Origin of the sequence: Staphylococcus sp. HMSC061G12, assembly GCF_001838465.1 — a bacterium.
GTDB lineage: Bacteria > Bacillota > Bacilli > Staphylococcales > Staphylococcaceae > Staphylococcus > Staphylococcus simulans.
The window spans coordinates 23,245-47,367 of the sequence record NZ_KV837036.1 but is presented as its reverse complement, the minus strand read 5'-3'; the positions used below and the strand labels follow the sequence as shown (position 1 = coordinate 47,367).

The following is a 24,123-nucleotide window of genomic DNA, read 5'->3' as shown; positions in this document are numbered from 1 at the left end:
TTAGGAGTCAGAACATTTATGTCCCGACCCCTTTTTTAGTTTAGGCTTTTTGAACTGTAATTGTCCAAGAAGCGTCTCCTAATTGTTCGTAATTTGTTACAGGGTAAGATTTTTCAGCTGCCCAGTTTGGGATAGCTTCTGTCGCTTGTGTGCAGTCAAAGTCGATTTTCAATTCGTCTCCGACTTCTAATTCTTCCATTTTCTTCTGTGCTTCGATAAGAGGGAAAGGACAAACCATTCCGACTGTTCCTAGTTCGTATACCATAGATTCATTCTCCTTTGTTTAAAACTTTTTATTCGTTATGGCTATTTTAACTTAATTATGATTGTGTTGCAGGTCTTGAAGCAGTTGTTTTAGCAGGTGCTTTACGTAATGCTTTCATTGGTTTAATAAAGATAAAGTAACTCATTAACCAAGTACCTAAAATCATTGATGCAAGAGCAATCCATCCTTGCCAAGATAATGCTGCTGTTGCAACTAAGCCGTTACCAATTGAGCAACCGCCGGCAACTGAAGCGCCGAATCCCATTAATGCACCGCCGATAACACTATTTCTTAAAGTCTTTTTATCTGGTAATCTCCAAGCAAATTCACGTGAACCTTTAGCTGCAATATAAGATCCGATGAAAATACCTAAGACTAAGAATACACCCCAGTCTAAGAATGATGTTTTACCTGTAATGATAAATTGTACTAAATTTGAAGAAGGTGTAGTGATACCTAAACCACCTTCACGGCCTGCTGAATAACTCATTGGCCAAGCAAGTAACGCAATTAATCCAACAACAATTGCTGCTACGAATGGGTGGAATTTCTTTTCAAAGAAGAAGTGACGTACACCTGTGAATTTTTGTTTTAATTTAGGGACTGCAATTTTCGGTTTAGGTTTACGTACTGTTTTAACCACAAAGAACACTGTAATTGCTGTAATGACAATGACCCAAACCCAAGCAGGAATACCTGTACTTGTTGACATATCTGCATTAACATTAGTTTTTGAATTAAGACCTTCCATCACTGGTTTTAACAATCCTGCTTTAGTAATAGCTGAGAATACTGCATAAGCAACTAAAGCTAACCAGCTGCCGATAAGACCTTCACCAGCACGGTAGTAAGTACCAGTGGCACAACCGCCAGCTAATACAATTCCAACACCGAAAACAAATGATCCAACAATTGTTCCGATAATTGGGAATGTTCCGTTATCTAAAGGTTTGCCAATTATCGCTGTGAAAGCTAATAAGCCAATTGCTTGAACAGAAATTGCAATGAGTAAAGCGTAAAACATTTTATTATTTTTTTGAACATACATATCTCTAAATCCGCCGGCTAAACAAAATCGTGTCCGCTGCATTACAAATCCTAGTAAACTCCCCACAATTAGACCGCTGATAATCATCCAAATCATTTAATCCCTCTTTTCCGATAATGTTGATAAGGTTTATCCTAATATACAATTGACCAAATTGCAAGGGTATAATTTTACCCTAAATTATTAATTGATTAAGCACAAGTGTTATCTTATAAAATTGATATAAATGTCATAGATAGAAATCCGTATGAAAAAGAGGATAGGTGGGCGTATATAAATATGCTAAAATAAAAGAAATGATGATAAACGTTTAATTAGGAGGACATGGTTGATGCAAGATTGGATAAATGAAGTAGAAACGCAACGAATAGAACAACTACCAGCTGAAAGAATTGCTGAACTCAAAGACAAGTTCGCTTCTTCACCGTATAAACAAACATTCCATTTACAGCCGCCATTTGGTTCAGCGGGTAAACCGAATGGTCTATTATTTGATGGCAAGCATTATTTAATAAGTCATGTATGGTATCCATTTACGATTAATAATGGATTAAGCTATAGTTACGCATATCAAACTCCTGATTTAATACAAAATCCTACAGAACAGATTATGTTAAAACCAGACGGATTATTTGATGATGAGGGGATTAAAGGCGGCAGTGCGATAGAGATCAATCAGCAGACACATTTTATATACTCAGCAAAAAGTAAAGATGCTGTTATTGAAGCACCTTTCACGCAACTGCATGCAGTGAAAAATCATACAGGTGAAATCGAAAAATATGAGCAACCTATCAATTTTGAAGTGCCTGAAGGCTATATTCAAAATGTACAAGACCCAAAAGTGTTTGAAAAAGATGGAGCACGTTTTGCATTGTTAAGTGCACAAACAGAAAAAGGACAAGGAAGGTTATTAGCTTATCATGCCGACGATCTCAACCAATGGCAATTGATCGCACCCGTCCATACAAACCTTTCTCACTTTGGTGATTTTTGGCATGCATCTGATTATTTCACTATGAACGGTTATGACATTTTAACTTTTACAGCTGAAAATACGGAACACGCATTTAAAGCAGGTTACTTAATGGGGCATTTACATTTCCATAACTTTAAGATGAATCATGGCGATTTCAAATTGTGGGATGACGGCTTTGGTTTTGTCTTCCCTCAAACGTTCGAAGATGCTGAAGGTTCGCGTGTCTTAATCGGTTTATTAAAAACAGAAGGCGAATATGAACATTTGCCTGAAATTGCACAAGTTCCTTGTCTTTCTATTCCAAGACAACTTACTATGCGCAACGGAAAGATATATCAAACACCGCACTCCAGCTTAAAACAATTAAGATATAACGAAGAAACAGCATTAGGTTATGCCAATAAATTTGCGAAACAGCTCCACCCTTATGAAGGCGACAACTTTGAACTGCAGATTGAAATTTTGGAAAATGATGCGACTGAAATCTATTTTGAAGTAAAAGTCTCAAAATGGAATTCGACAAAAGTGACGTATAACACACATTCACGTTTAGTGACATTAGATTGCAGTGAAAGTGGGGAAGTACCGCTTGCAAATGTTGAAACGAAATGTTCAGTACAATTGAGTCGAGATTTAGAGCATTTACAAATTTTTGTAGACCAGTCTAGTATTGAAGTTTTCTGTAATCATGGTGAGCGTGTTATGTCTTCACGCATTTTCCCTCCAGAGAATAGTAAAGGAATACGTGTAGGTACAGAATCAGGTCAAGCATATTTAAAATTCACGAAATATGATTTGCATGGTATATATGAAGTAGAAGATAACTCGGAGCAATAAATTATAAGTGGAAATATAAAAAGAATAAGTAGAAAAGAAGGGCTGAAATCAATTGCGATTTCAGCCCTGTTTGATTAGATTTTCTTTAAATTTCTTACTGAGATATAACAGTGTTCACCATTTTTAAAGTAGACCTCACGTTCTTTAGATATTACTTCTTCGATGTTATTGCGATTAATGACGTAACTATTGTGACAACGGAAGAAGCGGTCATCTAATTGGCTTAAATCTTTTAAGTTGCCATAAAATTCGATTTGACGATTGTCTAAATGCGCAATTAAGCGATGTGATTTTGCCGAGGATTCAAAGAACATGACATCATCGTAATTAACATAGACTGAGTTACTACCACGTTTTAACTCAATTGTTTCGAGACTAGATTCTTTTGAAAGCAACTGTAGTCTCGTCAATGCAGTTTCGATACAATCAATAATTCGAGATTTCATTTCTGAAGGGTCATCTTTAAAAATAAAGTCCATGGCTGCTACTTTATAAACGAAAGTAAGATAAGTGAGTTCACTGTGGCTAGTAATAAAGATAATACTGCCGACAGAATCATAGTTTCTAAGTTCGCTGCCAAGCTTAATACCGTTAATATCAGAATCTAACTGAATATCTAAGAAGTAACAACAAATCTCATTTGTAGCTTTAGCGAATTCTAATACCTCATAAGGATCACCCGTTGAGAGCGCCACTTCTAAAGGTTTTTCTTCAATCATAATATAATTTTCAATGATGGATTCAATGTGTTCACGCTGTTGTACATCATCTTCGCATATAATAATCTTCACGTTTATTTCACATCCTCGTGCTCTGTATTCATGATTTCAAGTTTTTGTATAAAGTAATGGTTTTCAATCACAGTATCTAATAAGACATTATCCGTTTGATCAATAATTTCTCTTAAAGTTGATAGCCCTAAACCTCGATTTGGACCTTTAGTAGAGAAGTTCTCTTTAAATAGTTCATGAACTTTAGGGATATCTTTAGCACACTTATTCATCACAATAATCATCACGGCATCCTTATTTTTCATAAAGCCGATTTGAATTAAAGGATCATCGATTTCAGTGGAAGCTTCAATTGCATTATCCAAAATAATCCCCATTACTCTCGATAAGTCAATCATGTCTAATGAAATATGATGTATCTCATCAGGTACTTCAACACTTACTCTGATATTATTTTCTTGTGCTTGAATAATTTTAGTCGTCAACAAACCTTTTAACTCTCGAATTTGTAAACGTTCAAGTCCATTGATTTTAAAAGAATTCGTCTGCATATTATCTTTAAGTGGAACAATATGCTCCTCAAAATAAGCTCTTAAACCAGGCATATCGTCATCACGAATAAACTCAGACATGGAAAGTAATATATTCACATAATCATGTCTGAACTTGCGCATGTCGTTATTAATCTTTTCAATACGTAAGGTGTATTTATAATAATTCTCTATTTCTTCAACTTGTCTCTTATACTTCATTTCTCGTAATACCGTGAAGCTGATTACTAACACTAAAACAACTACGGCAAGAATGAATGAAATGTATAATATGACCATCAACTGTAAGTTTTTAAAAGTACTAATATTTTTTGGCATAAATGTAAACAAGGAAATGAAGATACTAGCTAAAAAAATAGAGACAACTGACAAATAAAGCTTATTGGTTGATAAATAAGACTTCTTTAATTTTTGTATTATAAAACGGACCAAGTAAGCTAATATAAGTGATGTAACAGTAAATAAAAATAAGTATACTGCATAAACAATAATAATATTAGTTTTTTCTTGATCAAGTATTAAGAATGAAGAGATGGCAGAAAGGTTCCCTAAATAAATAATGAGAACACTTCCTACCATTGTTAAAATAGAATATAATTTTGTTTTTCGATAAAGATATATAGTGTCAATAAGAATGATAATGAACAACGTAAATCTGTTTAAAACAATATAAATTAGACCGCTAATAATAGTAATAAAGCCAATTGTCATCTTTTCTTTTGGTGTATATTTAAAGTTTAGTATGACTTTAGAGATAATAAATAACATCAATCCTTGATAGGACGATATTAAAATGCCGCTTAATAATTCCATGTTTAAACACACTCTCTATAACGATGAAATTTGAAGTTCTTATTTGTCTTCTTCTAATAATTCTTTCGGTACAGTTGGTTCATCTAAAAACCCTAGGCATGGGTTATACTTAGCTAAGTTTCCAATTTTCTCAAAGATAAAAGCGAATAATTTAAAGATACCATTTAATAAGTCCATTACAATACATCCTTTCTGTTTTTAGGGAAAAATATTGGCAATTGTGAACCGCCTTGTAATGTGATACCTAGCAAAATCATTTGTTGGTAAGCATTAGGAACAAGGAATGAAATTGCAAACATTAATGTTGCAAGAATGATTGCCGTGATTTTCTTTTTCTTAATCAGTCGTGTGGGAATTGGTTGCTTAACTGTAGCAGCAGGTGCATAAATACAAAGTAAAATGACTGCGATTGCTGCAAGTGTAATCATAATGTTGATTGGTACATGATACGTTGCTAAGAGCCATGGCAACATTACGAATAAAACAATACTTTCTATATAGCATGCAAGTGTTGATTTGGCATGCGCACCGTGTGCAAAGTGTCGGATAATAAAATAGCTTAAATGAACAGTTAGTGTGTATAAGAAAACATGGAATAGAAGAGCAAGTCCATAAACGACAATCGTTTTGAAAAGGTTATTGAAAAAGACTTCTAGGCCAAGCTTTATTTTTAAATAAGCGATACGGTCTAGATTGTTTCTTTTTTGAAGGGCTTGAGCCCAACGATCAACCTGCCTATAAAAAGCCTTTTGCATAGCCTCACTCTCCTCACTGACATTATACAACTAAAAAGGATATTTTATTGATTCATTGCCTAACTGTTCGTTTTTTATTCCAAACTGTAGAAAATCTACTATTATCGTCATTTTAACATATATTTATAGACAGTTATGATTGAAATATCATAAGTTAGGGATTATTTAACATTAAATTTAGAAATGATGTTTTAATGAAGATGTATCACAGAGATGTGATAAGAATTCAGGTAACACATTACATAAACATATCGTGTTTGAAGTCAATGTGGTTACCTTACTTCATCTTAATATTTCAAAGAAATTGGTTTATGGCATCGTTAATATTCTTCGTAGGTCTAACATGCCTTAGACTAACTGATCATCCTATATTGAAAAGAAAGGAGGCAATACACATGGCAGGCGATATCGTAGGCACTATCGGTGAATTCGTAAAATTAATCATCGAAACAGTTCAAAAATTCACTCAAAAATAATTCCTTATTTATTGTCCTTTGAGTATAAGCACTAAATTGTTTAATCCTTAAAGCAGGAATTGGTGTTTGTCCTTGCATTGATTCCTGCATCTCTCATATATGCATATCGGAAATGAAGCGTTCGGTATGCATATCATTGTAGTTAAATTATCGTGAGTAACATTAAATTTATCAAATATCGGTAAATTCACTAAATTTTTTTCATAATTAATAACATCCCCAAAAATAGATAGAAAATAACTGTAAACATTCCCTTAATAATAAGTAAAACCCATGAGTTCCTCCCAAACTCATGGGTTATTTTTATTGATCATATTTATAAAGATGAGGACGTCTATTATCAAAGACAGGAATATTTTGTCGTTGCTGCTTAACTTCATCAAGATTAATATCTACAGTTAAGACTTCTTCTTCAGTTCCTGCTTCAGCTAAGATTTCTCCATTCGGATTAATCACAAGAGAATGACCAGCGTATTCTGTGCCACCATCTTTTTCAAAACCGCAAGTATTACAAGCTATAACGAAGATATCATTTTCAATCGCTCGGCTTTGGAGCAAAGTACGCCAATGATTTAAACGTGCCATTGGCCATTCAGCTACATAGAATAAAATATCTGCACCTTCAATAGAAGGGTGTCGTGCAATTTCAGGGAATCGTAAGTCATAGCAAATGATTTGTGACGCACGCACTTGTTCATTGAGGTTAAAGACATAAGGAACAGTTTCACCGCCAGTTAAGTATAAATGCTCATCTAACATAGGAACGAGATGTACTTTATCATATTGATAAATCAATTCGCCTTGTGCGTTAACTGTGAATGCAGTATTGAAAGTATTGCCTTTTTTCTTATTAGAAACTGATCCAGCAACAATTGTAACGTTATAAGCACGGCTTAGCTTTTGAATGAATGATAGACTCTCTTTTAAATCATCATCTGATAAAGTAGATAATTGTTCTAGTGCGTAACTGTTATTCCACATTTCAGGTAAAACAGCGACGTCTGTATCAGGTTCAAGGTGTTTTGAAAATAGTGATTCAATCTTATCTTGGTTGGCCTTCGCGTTCCCATGCGCAAGATTGAATTGAAATAGTTGAACTTTCATTGATAATCCTCTCCATTCTTTTATTAATATTACTGTACTAAAGTACGTTATGAATTTCCAATATTGATAATAATCTGATATTTAAGTGCTTTATTTGGATTATTACAAATTATTAAGTATATTAACACTTCTTTTCATTCTAATATACATATAGAATTTAAAGATAAGTTCTTATATACTTAAGTTGATTGCTATATTTGATAAAAGGAGGTGCGTTAAAATGAAAAAGAAAGTATACAAAAAATTAACATTGACCATCGCTGCAACTGGGCTGCTATTACCAAGTACAGTAACACATGCCGCAGAACAAGCACAAAATAATCAACAAATACCTGTTTCAAAACAAACAGAAACAACTAAAACACAATCAGATGGTTTAAATAATCAAAGCGCGCCTGAAGAAGAAACGTTAACTCAAAGTCCGAGTGACACTTCAAATGAAAGTACTTCATCTAGTGTTCAGCCAAACCAACAGAGTGATACTACAACACAAAAAGAAGACCAAACAACAACACAATCAAATAATACATCGACAAATGAGGAGACAAATACAACACAAGAAGACACTTCACAAGATACGACAAAACCTCAACCAAACGATCAACCTGGAGGCAGTTCAACAGGTGCAGAAAGTTCGGACAACCCAAATGACAGCAGTAATAATACTGAAACCCAACCCGAACCTACAAATCCAGAAGAACCAAATCCAGAGGAACCAAAACCTGAAGAAACAAATCCAGAAGAAAAACCATCTTCAGGCGATAATACAGAAAAACCTGAAGATAATAGTGAAAATGATAAAGGACAAGGTGGCGGTACGATTCCACAAAGAGGAGAGGGCGGTTCACATCCAGTTGAACCATCACCTGAAAAACCTGTGCCAGACGAACCAACACCAGAGGAGCCTGAACCAGGAGAACCATCAATGCCAGATGGACCCACTACACCAGAAACACCAGAACAAGGTCCATCAGACAATAATTTACCAAGCAACAATAAATCTGGACAAAATTCATATCAACCGAATCAACAAGTCACGCCAACTTCAAGCTATCATCCATCAGCTGACTATATACCGAACAGTTCTAATTTCGCTTCGGCAACACCTTCTTTAAATGGAGGCTTAAATGAACAGCAAGCTTCGGATGAAGTAATGCCTTTTTCAAATTTAGGTTTAATTGGTGACCGTTATGGACATTTGATTACAGGATCATTTAGATATAATCCATTCATCGTGCATCAAGTAGGTATGATTAGTGATGATACGCAGTCTACTGAAGATGATGTTCATGCAGTGTTGCAACCGCAAAATTTTAGTAATAATAGTAATTTAAATAATTTACAGCAAAGTACGGGCTACTTCAAATATCAGTATTTCAGTCCTATGAGAGCGCAACAATATTATGCAAATCTAGACTTGCAAATTTTAGGATTAGTAACAAGTGACTTAGGCTCAATGCCAGATTTAAAAGAAGTAAAACGAGATAAGCATGCTGAAGCTAAACAGACAACTAAACCTTCAGAAGATACAAAACAAAATGCAGATAAAGCGAAGAAGAAACAAGAAGAAAAAACAACTGATAATCAGAAATACCCACGCTTACTCAACACTTTGTTAATTGTATTCGGGGTTGCATTTATCTGGTTTATTGTATTAATGATTATGAAACGAAAGAAGCAATAATATAGTATTTAGATTAGTAACTATATTAATAGAACCTAATTCAAAAAAATCACGCAACAAGTTCGAGAGTAACCTGTTGCGTGATTTTTTAATATCCAATCATATGAAAAATAAATGATACAGATTCTTGCATTTTTTTAAGATCGTCTGCGAATAATAATTGAATGACGACCACGTAACTATTCATGAAGATATGAATTAAAATGGGTACGGCAATACGCTTGGTGTAAATATAAAAACCAGCTAAAATAAAGCCCATACCAAAATAAATTAAAATAAAGTTTGGGTCGTTATGTGCCATAGCGAATAATGCTGAGCTGACTGTGCCAGCAATGATAAAACGTATGACTTTATTACCTCTAAGAATATTGAAAATCTCACCGAAGATAACCTTTCTGAATACGAATTCTTCTAAGAAAGGTCCAGCAATTGCCACGAGTACAATAAAAATAGGTGCTTCTTGAATAATTTTCATAATGCCGGTTGTATTCGGGCTTGGCTGATCGATTTTAAATACAAAATGATTTAATAGAGAAGCAATAATTTGATATAACAGTACGACAATGAGCCCTACAATGGCCCAAAGAATGACATAACGTTTTTGGACTTTCGGTTGTAATTCTAAACGTGTTTTGTTTTTGATTTTATAATTCATCCACAAAATTACCAATGCTGCTAAAATCATTAAAATGACTTGTGTGTATGATGTCGTAAGCATAAGTTGTTTGCCTTTAAAATGATCAAACAAACCAGCACGATACAACATCTGTGGACCGAACAATGCAAGTCCATAAACGATCAAGGTTAGGATTGAAAACCATAGTCGTGACATAATGTAACTCCTCCATACTATCTAGTTGCTATATTCATTTTAAACTAAAAGTTTGTGCGAGGAAAATAAAATTCTAATTGCTTGATGTATTGACCAATTTTGATTAATATAGAAAGTGGATTAGCACTCAGGATATGAGAGTGCTAAACAAAACTTGATATGTAAATAAATCAAATATGAAATAAACAATTGCAACAGATTAGAGGAGGAACGACCATGCTTAAACCATTAGGGAATCGCGTGATAATTCAAAGAGTTGAAAGTGAACAAACAACTAAGAGCGGAATTGTATTAACTGATAAAGCGAAAGAAAAATCTAATGAAGGTAAAGTTATCGCAGTCGGACCAGGCAGAACTTTAGATAATGGTACTGTTATTACGCCTGAAGTTAAAGAAGGCGACACTGTGGTATTTGAACAATATGCCGGAAGTGAAGTACAAGTCGGTGAAGACAAATACCTTGTTATCAGTGAAGAGGAAATTCTAGCTATCGTACAATAATACATCAATCATAACAAATAACAGGAGGCTATAAACATATGGCTAAAGAAATAAAATTTTCTGAAGATGCACGTCAATCAATGCTTCGCGGTGTAGATCAACTTGCGAATGCAGTCAAAGTAACAATCGGACCTAAAGGTCGTAACGTGGTGCTAGACAAAGAATTTACTGCACCTTTAATTACAAATGACGGGGTAACGATTGCGAAAGAAATTGAACTTGAAGATCCATATGAAAATATGGGTGCAAAATTAGTGCAAGAAGTTGCGAATAAAACAAATGAAATTGCTGGGGACGGTACAACAACAGCTACAGTACTTGCACAAGCAATGATTCAAGAAGGATTAAAAAACGTAACAAGCGGTGCGAACCCTGTTGGTTTACGTAAAGGTATTGATTTAGCAGTAGGCGAAGCGGTACAAGCTTTACATGATCAATCTCAAAAAGTTGAAAATAAAAATGAAATTGCACAAGTTGGTGCTATTTCAGCAGCTGATGAAGAAATCGGCCGATACATTTCAGAAGCAATGGATAAAGTTGGTAATGACGGTGTTATCAGTATTGAAGAATCAAACGGCTTCAACACAGAATTAGACGTAGTTGAAGGTATGCAATTTGATAGAGGTTACCAATCTCCATATATGGTAACTGACTCTGAAAAAATGGAAGCTGTATTAGAACGTCCATATATCTTAGTGACTGATAAAAAAATCAGCTCATTCCAAGATATCCTTCCATTATTAGAACAAATTGTTCAATCTAATCGCCCGATTTTAATCATTGCTGACGAAGTAGAAGGTGATGCTTTAACAAACATCGTATTAAACCGTATGCGTGGAACATTTACTGCAGTCGCAGTTAAAGCACCAGGTTTCGGTGATCGTCGTAAATCAATGTTAGAAGACATTTCAATTTTAACAGGTGCACAGTTCATCACTGATGACTTAGGTTATGACTTGAAAGATGCATCTATTGATATGTTAGGTACAGCGAATAAAGTGGAAGTTACTAAAGACAATACAACAATTGTTAACGGTGACGGAGATAAAAATTCTATCGATGCACGTGTATCACAAATCAAATCACAAATTGAAGAAACTAACTCAGATTTCGACCGTGAAAAATTACAAGAACGTTTAGCTAAATTAACTGGCGGCGTAGCAGTAATTAAAGTCGGTGCTGCAAGTGAAACAGAATTAAAAGAACGTAAATTGCGTATCGAAGACGCATTGAACTCTACACGTGCAGCAGTAGAAGAAGGTATTGTTGCTGGTGGCGGTACTGCATTAGTGAATGTATACAAACGTGTCAGCGAAATTGAAGCTGAAGGTGATGTTGAAACAGGTATTAATATCGTCTTAAAAGCATTAGAAGCACCTGTACGTCAAATTGCTGAAAATGCTGGTTTAGAAGGTTCAATTATCGTTGAAAAATTAAAACATGCAGATCCAGGTGTTGGTTACAACGCAGCTACTGGTGAATGGGTGAATATGTTAGATGCAGGTATCGTAGACCCTACAAAAGTAACACGTTCAGCATTACAAAATGCTGCAAGTGTAGCAGCAATGTTCTTAACAACAGAAGCTGTAGTAGCTAAAATTCCTGAAGAAAATAATGATGCAGGCAACCCAGGAATGGGCATGCCAGGCATGATGTAAGAGATATCATAAATAAAGCAGTTTAATTCATAAACTGCTATCAATAGAAAAGGCGCTTCATTAGTATGTATAGCTAATGAAGCGTCTTTTTTGATAAATTTTACTTAAATATGTGCTTTAAGGTAGGCGATATGTTCTTCACGTGTTGCCCAGCTGGTCGCAAAGCGTACGATTTTATGCGTCTCGTTATACTTCTCCCAACAAGTGAATTTTATATATTCACTCAATCTTTCAATTGTTTCATTGTTCATAATAAAGAATTGCTGATTGGTTGGTGAATCTAAATAGAGTTGGTAGCCTTTTTCAACAAATGCTTGTTTTAATTGCATTGCCATATCCACTGCATGTCGACTGATATCTAAATATAAGTTATTTGTAAATAATTCAGCAAACTGAACACCGATTAAGCGGCTTTTCGCAAGTAAGGCACCGTGTTGTTTAACAATAGATGTAAAGTGCCTCGGCTCATTGTTGCTTGTGAAGACAATAGCTTCACCACATAAAGCTCCGATTTTAGTACCACCTATGTAAAAGACATCTGCATATTTGGCAATATCCTTAATATCTAAATCAGCTTCATCACTGACTAAACCATAACCTAAACGCGCACCATCAATGTATAATGGGATCTCATATGTTTTACACATGTTTGAGATGCTTTCTAATTCTGATTTTGTGTATAAGGTTCCGTATTCAGTAGGATAAGAAATATAAACCATACCTGGATAAACCATATGTTTATAGTTTGAGTCTTCATAGAAGTCATCAATATAATTTTTTACTTGATCAGCAGTGATTTTACCATTGTCAGAAGGTACCGTTAATACTTTATGACCACTGAATTCAATCGCACCGGATTCATGTACACTGATGTGACCAGTGTCCCCGGCAATGACACCTTCGTATTTGTTTAGCATTGCGTTAATTACAACTTGATTCGTTTGTGTTCCACCGACTAGAAAATAAATAGCAGCTTCTGGCATATCGATAGCTTGTCTGATTTTACTAATTGCATCAGAAGTAAATGTATCATTGCCGTATCCAGACTCCTGTACGTAATTAGTTTGAACTAATTTTTCTAAAACTTTTTCATGTGCACCTTCTAGATAGTCATTTTCAAAAGATATCATGGGTCCTTCCTCCAATTCATAGTATTTTTTATAATGCAATTCTAGCTGCAAAGCAAAAGAGGCATAAGTAGTACCAATATTCTGAAAACATTATTTAGAATTCAAGAACTAATGTACCAAAATCACATCTTTTCAAAAGTCTTATACAGTTAGAGAATGTTTTAATAATAATGCGGTTAGTTGATTGTGTCAACTACAAGATAATACTTTTATATTTTAATCTTGCAAAGCTTTGGCTGTTAATACTGTAAAATAGAGGAGTTATATAAATTATAGCGATTTTTTGACAATTCATATTATGGTAGTAAAACAGACGCTTTTTTAAGTGATCATACATAAAAAAACTCTGATGGACTAAGCGGTCGATCAGAGTTTAACTAATTATTTATTATTGTTGTAAGTCAGCGATACCTTTTGCGATAGATTCGAACACATGAGGGATATCGTCTTTTTCGATACAGCTGAAAGCAACACGGATATCAGTTTTGTTCAAAGCAATTGTACCGATAGAATATGCTTCGATTAAGTGTTTACGTAATGCTTCCGCATCAACATCTTTAACTTGAATTGCCATGAAATAACCAGAGTTGAAATCATAAGGTGTCCAGTAAGCTTTAAATTGCTCATCATATACCACTGATTTTGTGACTTCATAACGTTCGCGTAAAGTATCGATGTGACGTTGCACATCCGCTTCAAACGCTTCACGATGTTCAGGTTGCAATACATATTGAACTGCACTTTGTGAAGGCATAGGACCACTTGAGATATTACTACGGATTAAACCTTTAACTTTAGCTTCTAAGACAGCTTTAGTAATTTCATCATTAATACCGAAAGTAATAAAGCCGACACGTAAGCCCCAAGCAAAGAATTCTTTAGTTGCACCGTCTAATCTCACCGGTAAGATATTTTCTGATTCAAGCTGTGTTAATGCTGAGAATAATGATTGCGTATAAACATCTTCATAGAATAGACCATAATACGCATCATCAACAATTGTAATTACTTTAGTACCGCGATCAGCTAAGTCTTTAATTGCTTTAGCGATAACATCAACTTGATCTGCAGTTGGTGTATAGCCTGTTGGGTTATTTGGGTAATTCAACAATAAGATGACTTTGTCTTGATCATAATTTTCTAAAGCTTCAACAAAACCATCAGTTGTGTAGCGATTTTGTTCATCAAAGATAGAATATGTTTGAATATCAGCACCATGACGCGTATTAAAAATTAATTTATAGTTGCCCCAGTTCTGTACAGGTAATAATAACGTATCACCAGCATTAACAAATAAGTCAGCTAAAATAGATAAGCCATGTGTTAATGCGTTTGTCACGATAGGTCTAGAAATTTGTTTTTGTTCTAGATCAGGATTTTCTTTTAGAATTTTTTCTTCCCATAACGCACGTAATGTTTCTAATCCTTGCGGTGGCGCATAAGGGAAAATTTCATCTGGATCTAGATGTTGGTATAAACCGTAGATTGTATCAGAGTATAATTTTCCATTATCATCTGTCGCCATACCAATTGTTGCGTTATACTTTGTTGCTTTAGCTTCTGCTGATTGAGATAAAATGCCTTTAGGATAAAACATGTGTTTACCTAAGTCAGACAGCATGTCCAATATCACAGGGTTAGATTGTGTAAGTTGCTCATTTAAATCAAGCGCTAATGGATTCATAATAATTCCGCCTCACTTTTTAAAGTCTTCATACATTACTATATTATCTTGAATGAGCTTAAATAGAAAGTAGAGAACGACGATTTTCAGAAAATATGGTCGATTATTCTAAATGTATCCTTAAAAATAGAAAAACTAACCATGAATACCCAATAATTATTTGATATACTGATTATATTTGAGGTGAAAATATTGAAACATTTGACTAAAATTTTTGTGATTATCGCAATTCTAGCGTTTTTAGCTGGTGCTTATTTTCAATTTATTGAAGATGAAGGCGCAAGTATTAAAATGTTTTTAGCGGCCATCATGTTCATGATTTGTGCTTTTATCAGTCGTAATAATGATCGGAAGAAAAGAGAACAGTATAAACGTAAAAAGTAACTGTACAAGTGCATTGTGCAGTTACTTTTTTATTGCTTCTGTGTATATACAATATATACAGAAAAGACTTATTTTTGAGTGATTATGTAAAGATTACGTAAAAATCATAGACATAACTGTTATATCTGTGTATACTGTGTATATACAGTTAGGGAGGAAGTTAGATGAAAATACTGCTTAAGAATAATAGTGAATATCCGATATATGAACAAATCAAGCAGCAGATTAAAGAAAATATACTCAAAGGTTATATTTCTCCCGGTGATCATCTTCCCTCTATGAGAGAACTTGCGAAAGACTTACGCGTAAGTTTAATTACGACCAAACGTGCTTATGAAGATTTGGAGAAAGATGGGTTTGTGACCACAATCAGGGGAAAGGGTACTTACGTTAAAGAGCAAGACAATGCGATATTGAAAGAAAAGCAATTTATAGTCATCGAAGATTTAACGAAATCATTAGTAAAAGAAGCAAAAACAATCGGTATGCCGCTTGAAGAGTTGAATGAAATCTTAGCATTAATCTATGAGGAGGAAAATGAATGATAGAAAAAGCTATCGATGTACAGTCACTTTCGTATCATCATAAAAACTTCGAGCTTAAAGATATTTCATTTCATGTTCCAAAAGGTTATGTGACAGGTTTCATTGGCGCTAATGGTGCAGGTAAAACAACCATTATTCGTTTATTGATGAACTTGATTCATCGAGAATCTGGATATATTGAAATGCTTGGACATGAAATGCCGAAACAAGAAAGAGAAATCAAAGAACAAATCGGTTTTATTTATTCGGAATTATACTTGAATGAAAAATGGACAATCGAAAAAGTAGAGCGATGTATTGGACCGATGTATCGCAATTGGAATCATGATATTTTTCACCACTACATAGAACGATTTAAACTTCCGCTTAAGAAGAAGATTAAGACGTTTTCAACAGGAATGAAGATGAAACTTTCCTTTGCGATTGCATTCAGTCATCATGCGAAGTTGTTCATTTTAGATGAACCGACAGCAGGATTAGACCCTATCGCAAGAAATGAAGTACTAGAAATTATCCAAGAAGAACTCATTAATGAAGATGTTTCAGTTTTCTTTTCAACACATATAATTTCAGATATTGAGAAAATCGCAGATCATCTTGTTTATCTTAAAGATGGGCAAATTATCTTCAATGAACCGAAATATGTATTGTTGGATGATTACCAATTAATACGTGGTAGTGTCGAAGATTTGGATGAGGAATTAAAAAGTTACATTATCAATTTGAAAATTAAACAAACGGGTTATGTAGGATTAACGAAAGAAGCGGATGCTTTCAAAGAAATCTTTGGTGACCGAGTAGAAATTTCTAAACCGACCATTGAAGAATTGATGGTTAATGTAGAAAAGGGTGGCTTAGATGAAGCAAAGCTTGGTGAAGTGTTATGAAGACATTGCTCAAAAGAAACTTACTATTAAGAAAATATACTTTAATTGTTTATGCATTGATGATTATACTTGCGCCAGTTGTATTGCCATTGATTAAAGGTGATTCGGTATGGAGTTTTATTATTAAAAATATCTTTGCGGCGCTTGTTATGTTTATCATTATTTTTGATAGCGGACAAGTCTTCAGATTGCAATTTAAATTAGGCGGTAATAAAGCTTATTACTTCAATCACAGCTTACCTTTTTCAGCACGTCAGCAGTTAAATACACATTATTTAACAACACTATTGTTAGCATTAGCAGGTGCAATCGTGTTGATTGTGTATAATGACGTGCCGCAAGGTGCAGAGATTAATAGTATTGAACTGATGACGCCTTTGACATTTATCGCAATTAACCTTTTGGGTCACGCACTCGCTTTCCCCAAAAGTTCTGAAGTCAGAAGGGATTTTATTCCTTATTGGGGCTATATCGTTGTTGCGAATATTGTTGTACCGATTTTAATCGCAATTGGTTTCTTGTTGATCGCAGTTGTGACAGAACGTTTTGATATGATGTCAGACAAAATGGTGGAAGTTTATATCAATAGGTTTGTGCTTTGGTCTGGCTTATTATGTATCGTAATTTTTGTGGGAACATATTTTTATCAGCTTAAAAAAATTAATTCAAATCAATAGTCATTTAAAAGGAGGTCTTTTGATGAAACTTGAACATATTACAAAACAATACGGTTCTAACAAGGTATTAGATAATATTGATTTTAAATTTGAACAAAGCCGCATTGTCGGTTTGATTGGGAAAAACGGTGTAGGTAAAACGACATTAATGAAAGTCATGAACGGCAACATTATTAATTACTCAGGAAAGGTAAATTTAGGTCCTGATGAACGCGTCGGTTATTTAATTGAGCACCCTAAACTTTATGATAATAAATCAGGCTTATATAATTTGAAAATCTTTGCGCAAGTCTTAGGTAAAGGCTACGACAAAGCTTATGCACAAAGTATTATTGATGCATTCGGCATGGCGCCTTATATCAAAAAGAAAGTCAAAAAATACTCTATGGGTATGAAACAAAAACTTGCGATTGCAGTGTCATTGATGAATAAACCGAAATATTTAATTTTAGATGAACCGACAAACGGTATGGATCCAGATGGTTCAATTGATGTGCTTGAGACCATTCAGCGATTAGTTAAAGAGTTAGATATGAAAATTTTGATTTCGAGTCATAAATTAGAAGACATTGAATTAATTTGTGACCGTGCAGTGTTCTTAAGAGATGGCCATTTTGTACAAGATGTGGATATGGCGAAAGGGACACCGACAGATGTGACAGTCTTGGAATTAGGAAAAGACTTATCAGATGAGAAATTTAAAGAGGTTTTAGATTATTTGACGATTCATTTCAGTATCTTACAAAGTCATAAAGATTCTGGTGAAATTTCATTAAAATCAATCAAAGATTACAAAGAATTATTAAAAGGACTTGCAGGATTAGACGTCTTCCCAGAATACATTGAAACACGTAAACAATCATTACGTGATACGTACTTCAATATTAATCAAAGAGGTGAGAAAAAGTGAATCTATTCCAACTCGTAAAACATGACATTATCAGTATCTTAAGAAGTCCATTAACGTATTTAGCACTTATTTTAACATTACTTCCAATTATCGGGATGACAGCATTGATTAATCAACAAATGCATAAAGTAGATGGAGATATTATTATGGCCATGGGCAGCTGGTTCTTCTCTATAGTTGGATTACTGTTTATGATTAAAACAATCACAAGAGATATTTCTCAAGGTACGATTCAATTGTATTTAAACAAAACGAGCAATCGTATAAAGTATTTCATTGCGAAAGTCTTATCTATCGCATTTATCGCGATTTTAATCACAGTGCTTTTAGATGTGCTTGTTTTAATTATTCAAGCCGTTACAAAAGGACCTGATGTGAAAGATGAGAAGATGTTGCAGATTTTATGGTTCTACTTTATTTTCTTATTATTCTTTGGTCTGTTGTTATTCTTGGTAGCGTTAATCGTGCCAAAACCAGCATTGATTTATGCGTTAGGTATATTCTTAGTCTTGATTGTGCCATTTGCGGAACCATTTCTACCTATGATTCCGAAAATTGGAGATGATATCCAAAAAGCATTGAAGTATATTCCGTTCAGTTATTTAACGAACAAAACAACGACAGGGGACTTCAAATTCAGTAATTGGCAATGGTTTATTTCAGCGGCTTCGATTGTTGTCTTATTTGTTACTAATACGCTATACATTACAAAAAAAGATATTTAATCAAAAAAGCCGGAATGCTAGTTCATGTACTCTAGCTTCCGGCAGTTTTATTATGGGTTCAGTAATTTGTTCATGATAGAGTTGTAAACTTCTTTCCAAAGATTTGAATCTGTTTTGAAGCGGTTGCTGATGACAACATGAGTTTGTTGTACGGCTTCATCATAATTTTCATCATCTTTATCTGGAAGTAATTTTTTTCTAGTTTCTTCAACGAAGACTTGTGCAGCTTTTGCGCGTGGGCCCCATACATTTTCTTGTTCGTATTGATCATTTAAGAATACGAAAATTGGAATTGCACGTGCTTTACCATTCGTTAAATATTGATCAATCAAGTCTGTGTCTTGGTCTCTATGAAAGACGCGTACTTCGAGGTCTAACAATTCGCTGATGTGTTTTAAGATCGCAATATTCATCATGGCATCCCCACACCAATCTTCAGAAATTGCGAGTACTTTACGATATGACTTTTGCTTGACTTGTTCGATACGTGAATCATCTTCAGGTACTGTAAAACTTTCATAAATCTTAAGCAGACCTTCTTGATTTTCTTTCATCTCAGAGATATACGTATCTAAATCTTGAGCATTTTGAAAATATGTTTCTAATTTTGTCATCGATAAAACCCCCTTTGTTAATTGATAATATTATATCAACAAATGATTCAGAATTAAAAGGAAAGGTTGTGAAAATTCTAAAGATTATATAGTGTTGCAAATGTAGTTAATATATTTTGAAGAAAAAGTAATATATAAGTGAAATAGCACCGTGCAATTTCTAAAAATAGTAGTATGATAAATATGTGCGAAAAATACATACGAAAGAGCAGTAAAAAGGAGTGATTCTTTTGAAGTATAAATTAGTCGCAGTACTTATGTTTTCAACGATAAGTGTAATAACTTTATTGATTTCAGGGTATATGAGTAGTACAAAATCAGTTGATTTATCAGAAATGACAATTAACAACATGAAGATGAATCAATCATTTAATCCAAAGGGTTTTAATGAAAATCATAATATTCAAGTCGACCGCTTTGCGTTTTATTACAATGATAAGCATCCTAATTTTGTGGTGAAAGTTGATAAGGCACATCATAAAATTAATGGAATGGTTGTTATTAAGGATAAACAAATTGAAACGAACATGGGCTTTAAAGTAGGAGATGATATCAGCGATGTCATTCAAGCACTAGGCAGCAGTTACCAATTAACAGAAGGTAAGAATGGTTATAAAACGTTGAATTATGTTGATAAAGAAAATCATTTAAAACTTAAAGTCTTATATCAAGATGATGAAATTAAACGAATTGAATATTTCAAATGAGAATTCTAATTAAAGATGGCGTACTTGAAAGGCAATTTAAGCGGCCATCTTTTTACATAAGATAATATTTTCTTTAGGCCAAAGGGGAAACATTTTAAAAGCTTTGCAAGTTAAAGTATAATTCAAGTAGATTTTGGAGGTGGCCATTGTGAATAAAATTACATTTTTAAATGATTTAGAAAGTGAATTAAGATGGTTGCCTAGAGACGAAAAAGATAAAATTATGTATGAATACGAAGATGTGTTCTACGAAGGTGAAAGAGAAGGGCGCTCAGAACACGATATTCTAAATGAAATGGAAAGCCCGAAAAAAATAGCAAAAGAAATTTATGCGCAAAAAGCTATCAAGAATGCTGAATATGCGCCGAACGCACAAAATGTCACCAAAGCTGTTCTCGCTACGTTAGGTCTAGGCATTTTATCTTTAATTATCATATTGATTCCATTATTCTTTGTGGTTATATTTATGATTATATTATTGCTTGCTTCGCTCGTACTTTTATTATCTCCAATCATTTTATTTGTAGCGAATGTGATGAGCGGATTTTCACAATTTGTTTTCAGCGATTTCTTATTTGCCTTTAGTTACACAGGTCTTGGAATTATCTTTATTGTCTTTATCTTCAAATTGGTTGAAGTGATTTATAAATTAATTCTGAAGTATTTACGTTGGAATTTGAAATTGATTAGAGGGAGCATAAGCGCATGAGAAAACTTTTATTAATTGGCATGATCACGTTTGTTGCTTTCTTCTCACTCGGCACTTTAGTCTGGTTTGTTCATGATCAAAGTAATTTGCCAGAGGAGCGTGTTGAAAAAACATTTCATAATAAAGACATTCAAGATATTTCAATCAGCGGCAATCGTGCAGACATCAAAATTGTACAAGGTAAGGAATTGAAGCTTAAATATAAAGGACAACGTCCTATTAATTTCTCAGAACATAATCATATCCTTAAAATTTCTGAAGATAAAAAGGATGAAATAGCGCCTAATATTAATCCATACAAAAGAACGAAACAAGAAATGATTGTCGAGGTACCAAAGAAACAATTAAATGATATTAATATTTCAACAGATATCGGCGCAATTAAATTGGATGGTGTACAAGCTGCGACAACCACAATTTGGAATAACATTTCAGATGTACATATTAAAGATTCCAAGTTGGAAAGTGTAGATATGAAATCAGAGAGCAGTAAGTTGGCATTTGAAAATAGTACGTTAAAAAACGGCAATTTCAAAATTCATTCTGGCGGTATCAGTGGAGATCATTCATTAGTAAAAGAAAGTATTTTTATATTAGGTACGGGTCATATCAATTTCTCAAAGATGGCGAATTCTTGTGATATTAAAGCCTCAACGAAAAGTGGCAATATTACGTTAAGCTATTTACACCCGCCGAAAGATACACTGTTAAGATTAAACCCTGCTGAAGGTAAGAAGTTGGTAAAAAATCCTCACTTTAAAAATGATAAAGTCGGTAAGGGTGAAAATGTTTTAGAATTCTATACGAATAAAGGTAATATCACAATCGAATAATGAACGTTTCAACAAAAAAACGATTTTCATCAAATGTTAGATGAAAATCGTTTTTCTTTGTCTATATTTCTATTCAATTATAATGTGCTGGATTCTGTTTGTTGTTGTTCTAAAACGCCGTCTTCCATTTGGTATACTTTATCGCAGAATTTCATTAAACGTTCATCGTGTGTTACGACAAGACAGGTTTTATTTAATTCCTTGGTTTCTTTCTTTAAGATGTTCATGACTTCCATCGCATTTTCAGTATCTAGTGAAGCGGTAGGTTCATCGGCTAAGATAATAGATGGATTTGTATACAATGCTTTGACAATCGCAACACGTTGTTTCTGGCCGCCAGAAATTTCGCTTGGCAGCTTATTTTGAACTTCACTTAAACCTAATCGTTCTAATAAGTTAGTCAATGCTTCATCACTTAGCACATCTTTCTTTTGTTTTTTCAACAAGGTAAATTGCTGTTTGACTGTTAAGAAAGGAACCAAGTTTGTGGCTTGCAAGATAAAGCCGATTTCGTTCATACGCGTATGTGCTAATTGCTTTTGAGAAAGATGTGTAATGACTTGGCCATTCACATAAATTTCACCTTCAGTCGGTGTTTGTAATGCTCCGGCCATCGTCAAGAACGTACTTTTTCCTGATCCAGAGGGGCCGATGATGCCGACGAGTTCGGTCTTATTAAATTGTACTGTCGTTGGTTTAACAGCTTCGATAATTTTATTACCATCTTTAAAACGCTTCGTGACGTCTTTAAACTCTAACATTAGTATTTTCACTCCTTTTTATCCAATGGCTTTTAATGGGTCTACTTTACGGATCGTTAAAATAGAGAACAGACTTCCAATGAGTGATACAACAATCAAGACAAGTCCATAGATGATTAATGTCACAGGATTAAATGCGACAGGCACAGCATTCGGTAAAAAGGCACCTGTGATTAGTGTCAGTGCTAACCCGATTAATGTACCGATTAAAGAAATCATAAAGGTTTGTGCTAAAACGACTTTAGCTAAGTAACCATTTGTGAAACCTTGTGCTTTCAATACACCGAATAAGTTTGTTTTTTGAAGTGTAATGACATATAAGAAAATACCGATGACTGTTGCTGAAATAATAAATAAGAAAGTAATCATAAAGTTAAGTGTCAGATTTTGTGCAGTGTAACCAGGTAAATTTTCAACGAAGTTTTCAATGCTGACCGCTTCTAAATCAGAATTGAGTGATTTATCTTTCCAATCTTTGTCACGAACCACAACAGCATTCGTTTTATCTTTGGTTAATTTCGGATTGATACTTTGAATTGTATTATAATTACCGAATAATACAGGTGATGCGTTATATTTTGCGCTTTCCGTAAATCCAACAATTTTCAGCTTTTCATCTGATTGGGATAAAGATAATTTATCGCCGATTTTAAAGCCTTTATCTTTTAAAGTTTCATCTGCGATGACCTCATTATCTTTATTAAATTTATGTCCTTCTAGTAATTTAGGAATTAAGAATGATTGTTTGGATACGCCGAATAAGAGGGCATTTTCTTCTTTTTGACCATTAGAAACAATAACGGCAGATTGTTTGAGTAATGCGGATTCTTTAAATGTATTTTTTGTTTCTTTTGTATCGAAGACAGATTGAGCGACAGTTTGATTCGCATCTTTATTTAAGACAATCGCATCTGCATGCCATTTATCTATACCTTCACGGTTCATATTGATTAAACCGCTTGCAAGGCCTGAAAGTAAAAAGAGCAGGTAACTGATCATAATCAGCACACCGATGATTAATCCGAATTTTAATTTATTTCGTTTCATCTCGTTCCAAGCTAAAAACATAGGAGAACTCCTCTCGAGTATTTAATTTTGAATGTTGAGTTGATTATGATTGAAGACTATCAACTTAATTAATCAATTATAACTTATATAACTCAAATATGAAAAATAAAGCAAAATGTATCAAACTTTTTTGCGAATACTTTTAATAAAAGAAGTGAGTTGGGAGTTAATTTAGATTGGGATAAAGAATTTCAATATATTATTAAATCAAGTAAAGTCTTGCTTTTTCTAATAGAGCAGATAAAAATAAAAGCG

Annotated in this window: 27 protein-coding genes; 14 read left to right on the top strand and 13 right to left on the bottom strand. The window is 33.9% G+C overall.

Annotation, left to right across the window (positions count from 1 at the left end; all coding sequences use genetic code 11):
- Positions 1–40 precede the first annotated feature (40 nt).
- Together HMPREF2937_RS03645 and HMPREF2937_RS03640 are read right to left on the bottom strand one after the other, a co-directional pair.
- A complete protein-coding gene (locus HMPREF2937_RS03645) occupies positions 41–265 on the bottom strand; it encodes a sulfurtransferase TusA family protein (protein WP_002481726.1) in 225 nt (74 codons plus the stop codon).
- Between the two features lie 55 nt (positions 266–320).
- Complete coding sequence (locus HMPREF2937_RS03640) at positions 321–1,409, bottom strand: YeeE/YedE family protein (RefSeq protein WP_070463416.1); 1,089 nt, start codon at positions 1,407–1,409, stop codon at positions 321–323.
- A 235-nt stretch (positions 1,410–1,644) separates the two neighbouring features.
- Here HMPREF2937_RS03640 and HMPREF2937_RS03635 point away from each other — a divergent pair, with 235 nt between their 5' ends.
- Positions 1,645–3,129 (top strand): GH32 C-terminal domain-containing protein, encoded by a 1,485-nt coding sequence (locus HMPREF2937_RS03635; RefSeq protein ID WP_070864055.1) that lies wholly within the window; start codon positions 1,645–1,647, stop codon positions 3,127–3,129.
- Positions 3,130–3,203: 74 nt separating this feature from the next.
- On the opposite strand, the gene agrA is transcribed toward HMPREF2937_RS03635, so the two are convergent.
- Genes agrA through HMPREF2937_RS03615 form a run of 4 tightly spaced genes read right to left on the bottom strand, consistent with a single transcriptional unit; the run spans position 3,204 to position 5,979 of the window.
- Positions 3,204–3,920, bottom strand: a complete 717-nt coding sequence (agrA, locus tag HMPREF2937_RS03630; protein WP_002481723.1) for a quorum-sensing response regulator AgrA — start codon at positions 3,918–3,920, stop codon at positions 3,204–3,206.
- Positions 3,921–3,922: 2 nt separating this feature from the next.
- On the bottom strand, positions 3,923–5,224 hold the full coding sequence (gene agrC, locus HMPREF2937_RS14225) for a quorum-sensing sensor histidine kinase AgrC (RefSeq protein WP_070463420.1): 1,302 nt from the start codon (positions 5,222–5,224) through the stop codon (positions 3,923–3,925).
- Positions 5,225–5,263: 39 nt separating this feature from the next.
- Entirely contained in the window at positions 5,264–5,401 is a 138-nt protein-coding gene (agrD, locus tag HMPREF2937_RS03620) for a cyclic lactone autoinducer peptide AgrD (protein WP_023015908.1), read from the bottom strand.
- Positions 5,401–5,979: an accessory gene regulator AgrB gene (locus HMPREF2937_RS03615; RefSeq protein WP_002481720.1), complete on the bottom strand. Its 579-nt coding sequence runs from the start codon at positions 5,977–5,979 to the stop codon at positions 5,401–5,403. The genes agrD and HMPREF2937_RS03615 overlap by 1 nt, the downstream gene beginning before the upstream one ends.
- 311 nt (positions 5,980–6,290) lie before the next feature.
- On the opposite strand from HMPREF2937_RS03615, the gene HMPREF2937_RS13630 reads away from it, so the two are divergent.
- The gene (locus HMPREF2937_RS13630) at positions 6,291–6,455 is read left to right on the top strand and encodes a delta-lysin family phenol-soluble modulin (protein WP_180364613.1); all 165 of its coding nucleotides are present in this window, start codon (positions 6,291–6,293) and stop codon (positions 6,453–6,455) included.
- 303 nt (positions 6,456–6,758) lie between these two features.
- Here HMPREF2937_RS13630 and HMPREF2937_RS03610 read toward each other — a convergent pair whose 3' ends face one another.
- On the bottom strand, positions 6,759–7,559 hold the full coding sequence (locus HMPREF2937_RS03610) for a carbon-nitrogen family hydrolase (RefSeq protein WP_070864054.1): 801 nt from the start codon (positions 7,557–7,559) through the stop codon (positions 6,759–6,761).
- Between the two features lie 220 nt (positions 7,560–7,779).
- On the opposite strand from HMPREF2937_RS03610, the gene HMPREF2937_RS03605 reads away from it, so the two are divergent.
- Positions 7,780–9,243, top strand: a complete 1,464-nt coding sequence (locus tag HMPREF2937_RS03605) for an SdrH family protein (RefSeq protein WP_070864053.1) — start codon at positions 7,780–7,782, stop codon at positions 9,241–9,243.
- A gap of 88 nt (positions 9,244–9,331) precedes the next feature.
- Here HMPREF2937_RS03605 and mroQ read toward each other — a convergent pair whose 3' ends face one another.
- Positions 9,332–10,075: an intramembrane glutamic endopeptidase MroQ gene (gene mroQ, locus HMPREF2937_RS03600; protein ID WP_070626462.1), complete on the bottom strand. Its 744-nt coding sequence runs from the start codon at positions 10,073–10,075 to the stop codon at positions 9,332–9,334.
- Between the two features lie 216 nt (positions 10,076–10,291).
- Here mroQ and groES point away from each other — a divergent pair, with 216 nt between their 5' ends.
- Positions 10,292–10,576: a co-chaperone GroES gene (groES, locus tag HMPREF2937_RS03595; RefSeq protein ID WP_002481716.1), complete on the top strand. Its 285-nt coding sequence runs from the start codon at positions 10,292–10,294 to the stop codon at positions 10,574–10,576.
- Between the two features lie 38 nt (positions 10,577–10,614).
- A complete protein-coding gene (gene groL, locus HMPREF2937_RS03590; protein WP_002481715.1) occupies positions 10,615–12,234 on the top strand; it encodes a chaperonin GroEL in 1,620 nt (539 codons plus the stop codon).
- Between the two features lie 104 nt (positions 12,235–12,338).
- On the opposite strand, the gene HMPREF2937_RS03585 is transcribed toward groL, so the two are convergent.
- Together HMPREF2937_RS03585 and HMPREF2937_RS03580 are read right to left on the bottom strand one after the other, a co-directional pair.
- Positions 12,339–13,364 carry a threonine aldolase family protein gene (locus HMPREF2937_RS03585; RefSeq protein ID WP_070864052.1) on the bottom strand — a complete coding sequence of 342 codons (1,026 nt, stop codon included), beginning with the start codon at positions 13,362–13,364 and terminating at the stop codon, positions 12,339–12,341.
- Between the two features lie 388 nt (positions 13,365–13,752).
- Complete coding sequence (locus HMPREF2937_RS03580) at positions 13,753–15,048, bottom strand: aminotransferase class I/II-fold pyridoxal phosphate-dependent enzyme (RefSeq protein WP_070864051.1); 1,296 nt, start codon at positions 15,046–15,048, stop codon at positions 13,753–13,755.
- 192 nt (positions 15,049–15,240) lie between these two features.
- Between HMPREF2937_RS03580 and HMPREF2937_RS03575 the strand changes: the two genes are divergently transcribed.
- From HMPREF2937_RS03575 to HMPREF2937_RS03550, 6 genes are all read left to right on the top strand, one after another.
- Positions 15,241–15,432: an SE1626 family protein gene (locus HMPREF2937_RS03575; RefSeq protein ID WP_002481712.1), complete on the top strand. Its 192-nt coding sequence runs from the start codon at positions 15,241–15,243 to the stop codon at positions 15,430–15,432.
- A 164-nt stretch (positions 15,433–15,596) separates the two neighbouring features.
- On the top strand, positions 15,597–15,977 hold the full coding sequence (locus HMPREF2937_RS03570) for a PSM export ABC transporter transcriptional regulator PmtR (protein ID WP_002481711.1): 381 nt from the start codon (positions 15,597–15,599) through the stop codon (positions 15,975–15,977).
- On the top strand, positions 15,974–16,864 hold the full coding sequence (locus HMPREF2937_RS03565; RefSeq protein ID WP_070864050.1) for a phenol-soluble modulin export ABC transporter ATP-binding protein PmtA: 891 nt from the start codon (positions 15,974–15,976) through the stop codon (positions 16,862–16,864). The genes HMPREF2937_RS03570 and HMPREF2937_RS03565 overlap by 4 nt, the downstream gene beginning before the upstream one ends.
- Positions 16,861–17,541, top strand: a complete 681-nt coding sequence (locus HMPREF2937_RS03560) for a phenol-soluble modulin export ABC transporter permease subunit PmtB (RefSeq protein ID WP_057510885.1) — start codon at positions 16,861–16,863, stop codon at positions 17,539–17,541. The genes HMPREF2937_RS03565 and HMPREF2937_RS03560 overlap by 4 nt, the downstream gene beginning before the upstream one ends.
- Before the next feature lie 22 nt (positions 17,542–17,563).
- Positions 17,564–18,451, top strand: a complete 888-nt coding sequence (locus HMPREF2937_RS03555) for a phenol-soluble modulin export ABC transporter ATP-binding protein PmtC (RefSeq protein WP_070864049.1) — start codon at positions 17,564–17,566, stop codon at positions 18,449–18,451.
- Positions 18,448–19,176 (top strand): phenol-soluble modulin export ABC transporter permease subunit PmtD, encoded by a 729-nt coding sequence (locus HMPREF2937_RS03550; protein WP_070864048.1) that lies wholly within the window; start codon positions 18,448–18,450, stop codon positions 19,174–19,176. The genes HMPREF2937_RS03555 and HMPREF2937_RS03550 overlap by 4 nt, the downstream gene beginning before the upstream one ends.
- A 50-nt stretch (positions 19,177–19,226) precedes the next feature.
- Here HMPREF2937_RS03550 and HMPREF2937_RS03545 read toward each other — a convergent pair whose 3' ends face one another.
- The gene (locus HMPREF2937_RS03545; protein WP_002481706.1) at positions 19,227–19,790 is read right to left on the bottom strand and encodes a thioredoxin family protein; all 564 of its coding nucleotides are present in this window, start codon (positions 19,788–19,790) and stop codon (positions 19,227–19,229) included.
- Between the two features lie 221 nt (positions 19,791–20,011).
- Here HMPREF2937_RS03545 and HMPREF2937_RS03540 point away from each other — a divergent pair, with 221 nt between their 5' ends.
- From HMPREF2937_RS03540 to HMPREF2937_RS03530, 3 genes are all read left to right on the top strand, one after another.
- A complete protein-coding gene (locus tag HMPREF2937_RS03540; RefSeq protein ID WP_226956295.1) occupies positions 20,012–20,497 on the top strand; it encodes a hypothetical protein in 486 nt (161 codons plus the stop codon).
- A 148-nt stretch (positions 20,498–20,645) separates the two neighbouring features.
- A complete protein-coding gene (locus tag HMPREF2937_RS03535; protein WP_002481704.1) occupies positions 20,646–21,206 on the top strand; it encodes an HAAS signaling domain-containing protein in 561 nt (186 codons plus the stop codon).
- A complete protein-coding gene (locus HMPREF2937_RS03530; RefSeq protein ID WP_057510881.1) occupies positions 21,203–22,039 on the top strand; it encodes a DUF4097 family beta strand repeat-containing protein in 837 nt (278 codons plus the stop codon). The genes HMPREF2937_RS03535 and HMPREF2937_RS03530 overlap by 4 nt, the downstream gene beginning before the upstream one ends.
- A 77-nt stretch (positions 22,040–22,116) precedes the next feature.
- Here the strand turns inward: HMPREF2937_RS03530 and HMPREF2937_RS03525 are convergent, their stop codons facing one another.
- The gene (locus HMPREF2937_RS03525; RefSeq protein WP_070864047.1) at positions 22,117–22,800 is read right to left on the bottom strand and encodes an ABC transporter ATP-binding protein; all 684 of its coding nucleotides are present in this window, start codon (positions 22,798–22,800) and stop codon (positions 22,117–22,119) included.
- An 18-nt stretch (positions 22,801–22,818) separates the two neighbouring features.
- Entirely contained in the window at positions 22,819–23,868 is a 1,050-nt protein-coding gene (locus tag HMPREF2937_RS03520; RefSeq protein ID WP_023015883.1) for an ABC transporter permease, read from the bottom strand.
- Between the last annotated feature and the right edge of the window lie 255 nt (positions 23,869–24,123).